Annotated in this window: 6 protein-coding genes; 4 read left to right on the plus strand and 2 right to left on the minus strand. The window is 66.4% G+C overall.

What is annotated here, in order from left to right; genetic code table 11:
• Window positions 1-336: 336 nt before the first annotated feature.
• From BFAL_RS03580 to BFAL_RS03590, 3 genes are all read left to right on the plus strand, one after another.
• A complete protein-coding gene (locus tag BFAL_RS03580) occupies window positions 337-1,386 on the plus strand; it encodes an LCP family protein (protein WP_236691650.1) in 1,050 nt (349 codons plus the stop codon).
• 174 nt (window positions 1,387-1,560) lie between these two features.
• Complete coding sequence (locus BFAL_RS03585; protein ID WP_055427060.1) at window positions 1,561-3,324, plus strand: FtsK/SpoIIIE domain-containing protein; 1,764 nt, start codon at window positions 1,561-1,563, stop codon at window positions 3,322-3,324.
• Between the two features lie 120 nt (window positions 3,325-3,444).
• Window positions 3,445-3,723: a WhiB family transcriptional regulator gene (locus BFAL_RS03590; protein WP_055427061.1), complete on the plus strand. Its 279-nt coding sequence runs from the start codon at window positions 3,445-3,447 to the stop codon at window positions 3,721-3,723.
• Window positions 3,724-3,861: 138 nt separating this feature from the next.
• Here BFAL_RS03590 and BFAL_RS03595 read toward each other — a convergent pair whose 3' ends face one another.
• On the minus strand, window positions 3,862-5,352 hold the full coding sequence (locus tag BFAL_RS03595) for a sensor histidine kinase (protein WP_055427062.1): 1,491 nt from the start codon (window positions 5,350-5,352) through the stop codon (window positions 3,862-3,864).
• A 102-nt stretch (window positions 5,353-5,454) separates the two neighbouring features.
• On the minus strand, window positions 5,455-5,679 hold the full coding sequence (locus BFAL_RS03600; protein ID WP_055427063.1) for a hypothetical protein: 225 nt from the start codon (window positions 5,677-5,679) through the stop codon (window positions 5,455-5,457).
• 150 nt (window positions 5,680-5,829) lie between these two features.
• Between BFAL_RS03600 and trhA the strand changes: the two genes are divergently transcribed.
• On the plus strand, window positions 5,830-6,717 hold the full coding sequence (gene trhA, locus BFAL_RS03605; protein WP_055427064.1) for a PAQR family membrane homeostasis protein TrhA: 888 nt from the start codon (window positions 5,830-5,832) through the stop codon (window positions 6,715-6,717).
• Window positions 6,718-6,807 lie beyond the last annotated feature (90 nt).

Below are 6,807 nucleotides of genomic sequence, written 5' to 3' on the forward strand. Positions count from 1 at the left end.
GCCGGTTCCCGCCGTCGTGCCATGCCGTCCCCGCATGCGGACGGCGGACTCCAGCCTAAGCCCGCGCAGGGAGCATCGCATATGGACGCGAGCGCGAGCATGTCCGCCGCCGTTCCCCCCAGCTTTACCCCGGCCCCGGCACGCACGGCCGGTCGCGGCGCGCATCTCCGACAGGATCAGGCCGCGCAGCCCGTCTCGTTCACGCCGCCATCCGGGCGACGCGCCGTGCGTTCGGTCCAGGCCACGCACAGCGAAAGCGCTCAGCGGCCGTCCCCGGCACAGGCACGTACCCGCCGCTCCTCCGGCTCAAGCAATGTCTCGGGGCCACGCCGCGCGATGCCGTCATCGCGACCGGCTTCGGCGCGTACGCCTGACGTATCACGCCCCCATGCCGAAGCCGCGGCCGCGACGCGCTCCTTCACCCGCCGGCACCGCCCCGGCGCGCCGCGCATCATCGCCGGCATCGCCATCGCCCTCGTCGCCGCGCTGGTCCTCTCCTTGCTGGGTGGGTGGCATTGGGTGGGCTCACGTCTCAACAAGGAGGACGGCTGGCTCACCTCCGCCGCGAACACACCGGCGGACACCTGGCTGATTCTCGGCTCCGACGAACGTGACGGCACGGCGGGCGGCAGCGCAGACGACACGCCCGGCTTCCGCACCGACACCATCCTGGTGCTCACCAAACCGAAGAACGGACCAAGCTCGCTGATCTCCATCCCCCGCGACTCGCTCACGCAGGTCGACGGCCAGTACATGAAGATCAATGCCGTCGCGCAGCTGTACGGCAACCAGGCGCTCGTGGGCACGGTCGAACAGATCACCGGGCAGAAGATCGACCACATCGCGAAAATCAAGTTCGGCGGTCTCACGAAGGTGGTCGACGCCATCGGCGGCGTGCAGCTGTGCTACGACCAGACGGTCAGCGACGTCTACTCGGGTCTCGATTGGCAGGCCGGCTGTCACGACGTCGACGGCACCACCGCACTCGCGTTCTCCCGCATGCGCTACGCGGACGCCAACGGCGACTTCGGCAGGGCGCAACGCCAACGGCAGGTGATCTCGGCCATCGTGTCGAAAGCCACGTCCAAGGATGTGCTCGGCAACCCGGGCAAGGTCTTGAAGCTCGCCGACGCGGGGCTCGCGGCATTGACCGTGGATTCCAAGACATCCCCGATGACCCTTCTCGACATGGCGTTCGCGTTCAAGGACGCCACCGGGGCGAAGGGCGTGACCGGCAGCGTGTACTGGTCGGATCCGGATTATCAGGTGGACGGCGTGGGATCCTCCGTGCTGTTGGACGATTCCAGGAACACGCAGCTGTTCTCCGAGCTCGCAGGCGGCACCCATGAGGCGGGGACGGTCGGTACGCTCGCGGAGGCCGGCTGATCGGCTCCGCCACGTTCCCGACGAATTGTGAAGATTCCCGGGGGCCGTATCCACATATCCCGTACGGGTTGCACCGCATAGGCGCCGTATCGCAGACTGGACGCCATGACGAGGAAACATCCACACACACGCGTTTCAGGCCGCGATACGGCGTTCGATGGGGAGCGCCTTACCATGGTGTCCACTGCCGCGCCGCTCATGGCGCAGATCGTCATGCTCGCCGTGCTGCTGGCCATGCGTCGATGGCTGTTCGCACTGATGCTCGCGCCTTCGCTGATCGGCTGCGCCGCGATGCTGCTTGCGCAGGTGGCGCGGCGGCGCGCACGCGACCGTGACGCACGACGGGGTCACGACGTCGAGTCGGAACGACGTGAGGCCATCGACGACAGCACCCGCCTCGATCTGCTCGACCCGCTGCAGCTGGAGGGGTTGATCGGGCTACGACCGGAGGATGACGCCCTCGCGTGGAGGACCGTGGCGCGTCGCTGGCTCGGCCCCGCTTCCATGGACGTGCCTGTGGGCACCAGCGCCCTGGGGGAGCCTTTTCACCTCGATCTCGAACGGCAGGGCCCTCACGCCCTGGTGGCGGGCACCACCGGATCAGGCAAATCCGTGCTGCTGCAGAGCTGGTGCCTGGCGCTCGCATGCCGCAATCCGCCCGACGATCTGCGATTCGTCTTCCTTGATTTCAAAGGCGGCACCGCCTTCCGGCCGTTGGAACGACTCCCCCATTGCGTCGGCAGCGTATGCGATCTCGATCTCGCCCATGCCACGCGGGCGTTGCGCGCGATCGAATCGGAACTGAAACGTCGTGAACGGCTCGTCGCCGAAGCCCATGCGCAGGACGTGCGGGACATGCGCGGCATCGCCCCGCCGCGCATGGTCATCGTCGCGGACGAATTCCACGCATTGAAGGACCAACTGCCGGACATGGTGCCGCGGCTGGTTCGCATCGCCTCGCTGGGACGGGCGCTCGGCATGCATGTCATCGCCTGCACCCAGCATCCGGCGGGTCAGGTCGGCGCCGACATGAAGGCGAACATGTCGCTCGGATTGTGCCTTCGGGTGCGCGACGGCGTGCAGTCGACGGAACTGCTCGGTTCGACGAAGGCCGCGCATATCCCGCCGTCGATGCCGGGCGTGGCGTACTGCAACGACGGCGCCTCCGTGCGGGCATGGCGTTGCGCGGCCACGCGTGACATCCCGCGCCTGGTGGATGCGGTCACCATGGCGGCGCGCTTCCACGGCTGCGTACCGCCTCCACCGCTGTTCACCGCTCCCCTGCCTCGCCGGCTGGAGACGCTGCCCGCATCACCAGGCGCCGACGGTGTTCCGTTCGCTCTGGGCGATGACGGCGTCTCCCTGCACGTCGCATCGCTGCCGGTGGGCCGCGGCAATATCGGCGTCATAGGCCAGCACGGGCGGGGCAAGACGAACCTGCTCGATTGGATGGCCCGGTATCTTGCGGTGACGGACGCCTGCGGCAGTCCCGTCATCCGCCGCACCTACCGGCAGACGGACGGATACGTCACCTATGACGCCCGCACGGGAACCGTCGCATCGGGCGTTCCCGAAACCGCCGCGCCCGGGGCGCATCTCGTATGGTTCGTCGACGATGCCGATCCGCTGCTCGACCCGTTCGGCGACGACCCGCTGTGCGGCCTGCTGCGACGTTCGCTGGACGACGCCGGCGTCACCGTGGTGTTCGCGACGCGCACCAGCCGTCATGTCCGCATCCCCGAGCATTGCCCGATACGCGTGGTGTTCCCCACCGGGGATCGGGCCACCGACCAGATGAACGGCATTCCCGCCGACGTGTGGACGTCGTTCGGCACGGACGACATGACAGTTCCGGGACGAGGCGCGCTCATCGACCATGCCACGGCGACGCCCGTGCAGTGCGTGTCCTTTGGGCCGGCGCGGCACACCGTCGCGTGATGACACGCCACGGGTGCGGCGTTCCTTCATCTCTTTGCCGAAAGTCTTGAAAATGACGTGCGAACGTGCTTAGGTATATGAAGACAGGATGTTGAGGGCTCGGACAGGAGTGAAACGACGATGAGCAGTGCTTACGATTGGCGCGCCAAGGCCGCGTGCCGCGACAAGGATCCCGAATTGTTCTTCCCGGTGGGCAACACCGGTGCCGCATACCAGCAGATTGAGGAGGCGAAGGCCGTCTGCCGCACCTGCAAGGTGATCGACGCATGCCTCAAGTGCGCGCTGGACACCAATCAGGACTACGGCGTGTGGGGCGGCCTGAGCGAGGACGAACGCCGCCAGCTCAAGCGCAAGGCCATGCGCCTGCGTCGCTCCCAGGCCATGCAGATGCAGCTGTAGAACCGATTCCACGGTTCGACTGATGTGCCCCTGCCTCATCTACGGATGGTGAGGCAGGGGCACATCGTTTTTCAGGCATCGTCCTGCCGTGTCGTGCCCGTCGTGTGGAGACGGCACGACGGGCACGACGCAGTGCGGTCACTCGGCCTGGGCCGCGCGCAGAATCATGTCGAGGACGACGCGCGTGCCTCCCCCGCGTCGCGGCTCCCACCGCACGGTGCCGCCGAAGTCGTTCGTGACGAACGTATTGATGATCTGCGTGCCCAGACCGGAGCCGGAGGAACGGGCCATGCCCCCTTGGGATTCCGTGTCGATTCCGGTGCCGTCATCTTCGACGATGACGCTGAGGTTCGAGCCCGAGCGGCCCACCGATATCGTGATGTGCCCCTCCTTGCGGCCCTCGAACCCATGCTCGACGGAATTGGTGATGAGCTCGGTGAGCACCAGCGACAGCGGCGTGGCGTCCTGCGCGGGCATCATGCCGAACTTGCCGACGAAGTCGATGTCGATGTGCTGGTCGCGCATCGTCGCCACATCCACGGCCATCTTGAGCAGGCTCGCAATGACCTTGTCGAAATCGACGACCTCGTCGACGGTCTGGCTCAGTCCTTCATGCACCATCGCGATGGTCTGCACGCGCCGCTGCGCCTCGCGAAGCTCCTTCTTGACCTCTTCGGACTTGGTCTTGCGCGCCTGGAGGCGCAGCAACGCGGAGACGGCCTGCAGGTTGTTCTTGACCCGGTGATGGATCTCCGAAATCGCCGCGTCCTTGGTCTGCAGCTCCTGCTCGCGGCGGCGCAGTTCCGTGACATCCCGGCACAGGATGATGCCGCCGGTGCGCCCGTTCATGTCGTACAACGGCAGCGAGCGCACGGATACGGCGGAACGGTTCGTGGTGATCTCGGAATCCACGGCGGCCTTGCCGGACAGCACGAGCGGCAGCTGCTCGTCGACCTGCTCGTTCTGTTCGCGCAACAGGTCGGCTCCGAGCTCGCTCAGATAGTGGCCCTGCATGGTGGTCAGCAGGCCGAGGCGACGGAAGCAGCTGATGGCGTTCGGGGAGGCGTAGCGGATGATGCCGTCCATGGTGAGCACGATGAAGCCGTCGGCGACGCGGGCCATGTGGCGCTGGCTCATCACCGAATCGGAGTAGGGGAACTGGCCGCGCGGAATCATCTCGTACAGCTGTTTGCCCGCGTTGATGCTTTCCGATTCGTAGCGGCCGTTGGATTCGCGGGTCGCCATGTTGGTCTCGCGCACCACAAGGCCCAGCGTCTTGCCGTTGTGGCGTACGGGCGCGTACACGTTGCAGACGGTGGATTTGCCGACGGTGCGCAGCACGGTGGAACGGAACACGACGGCCGACTGCATGGCGGCGTCGAGTTCGCCGGTCATGGCCTCCGGCATGATGTCACCCACGACGTCATCGGTGCGCAGGGTCATGACGGTGGAGGGCCGGCATTGCTCGGCCACGACGTAGCGGCCGTCGCCGTTCTGCATGATGAGCAGGAGATCAGCGAAGCTCAGGTCGGCGATCACCTGCCAGTCGGCGACGAGCTGGTGCAGCCATTCCCTGTCCCTGTCGTCGAGGTCCGGCCGCGTTGCGAGTATCTGGGAGAAATCTGCCATGGCACCATCATACGCAAGGCCGTCACGACTTCCTCGCCGCGCCTCGCGGCCGGTGGCGTCCGGACCGGCGTACGCCCGCCCGGACGTCCGGACGCCGGTCGGTCACTGTGCGAGACTGTCGTCGACGGAGGCGAGCACCTGACTCATCAGCTGCGCCGCGCGATCCTTGCCCTGGTTCTGCGTGACGACGGATACGGCGGCCTTATGGCCATGCGCCTCCACGATGGCGAAGTAGTTCCATGTGTTCCTGATGCCCATGCCGCGGTGTGCGTGGACGGTCATGCCGGAAGGCACGGAGACGCCTTCGGAGGCGATGCCGCCGAGCATCACGGCGATCCCGGCGACGTATGCTAGTCACAGACGTAGGATGTGGGTGATGCGTCTTGACTTCCCCGTAACCTACGCTATCGTAGGTTACGGTAACGTAAGATAGAAATGTGTCAACACACAAACGGACCGGAGGCCGGCATGGCAGGCATGACGCGATTGACGGACGAACAATTGCAGGCGAAACGGCAGGCGGTCATCGACGCACGCGAACAGGCGCTGCAGGCCAAGGCGGACGCCGCGCGCAGCAAAGCGGAGCTCAAGGCTCAGGAGATCAGGTTCAAGGCGGAGGCCAAGGCGCGGCACGTCATCGCCAAAGGCGAGGCGAAGGCGCTGAAACTGGAGGGCATCGCCCCGGCCGAGGTCGAGCGCAAGATACGCCTCGACGTGCACGGCCGCCCGAAGCCGGCCATGCGTGGATGGATCCACGCCGTGGCCGCCCCGCTCTCCCTCGCCGCAGGCATCGTGCTGATCTGTCTGGCGCAGGGCGCCGGTCTCAAATGGGCGTGCGCCGTCTTCATGACGGCGTCGCTGGTGCTGTTCACCAATTCCGCCTGCTACCATCTGGGCGACTGGAGCCCGCGCGTCACGGACGTGCTGCGGCGCATCGACCATGTGAACATCTTCCTGCTCATCGCCGGCACCTACACGCCGGTATCGTTCGCGCTGCAGCCGTTCTGGCGCAACTTCATCATCATCTCGATGTGGGTGTGCACGGCGGTCGCGATGATCATCCACGTGATCTGGATCACCGCGCCGAGGTGGCTTTACACCGTGGTGTACATCATCTTCGGCATCTACGGGCTGGCGTTCATGGCGCTGTTCTGGAAATCGCCCTATGCGGGGCCCACGGTCGTGATCCTGCTGTGCGCGGGCGGCGCCTGCTATATCCTCGGCGCGATCGTCTACGCGCTGCGCCGCCCCGACCCGTGGCCGAAGGTCTTCGGCTTCCATGAGATCTTCCACTGCGGCACCGTCGCCGGATACGCCTGCCACATGGTCGCGATCTACATGGTGATCGTGGCGTTGTGGGCATGACCACCGGCATGCGTCAGCCGCATACGCCGTCGGCGCATGCCTGGAACCTTCGCATATGACGGCGGGGCGGGGGGGCGCCGCCCCCCCTCC

The organism is Bifidobacterium aesculapii (assembly GCF_001417815.1).
In the GTDB taxonomy this organism is placed as follows: Bacteria; Actinomycetota; Actinomycetes; order Actinomycetales; family Bifidobacteriaceae; genus Bifidobacterium; species Bifidobacterium aesculapii.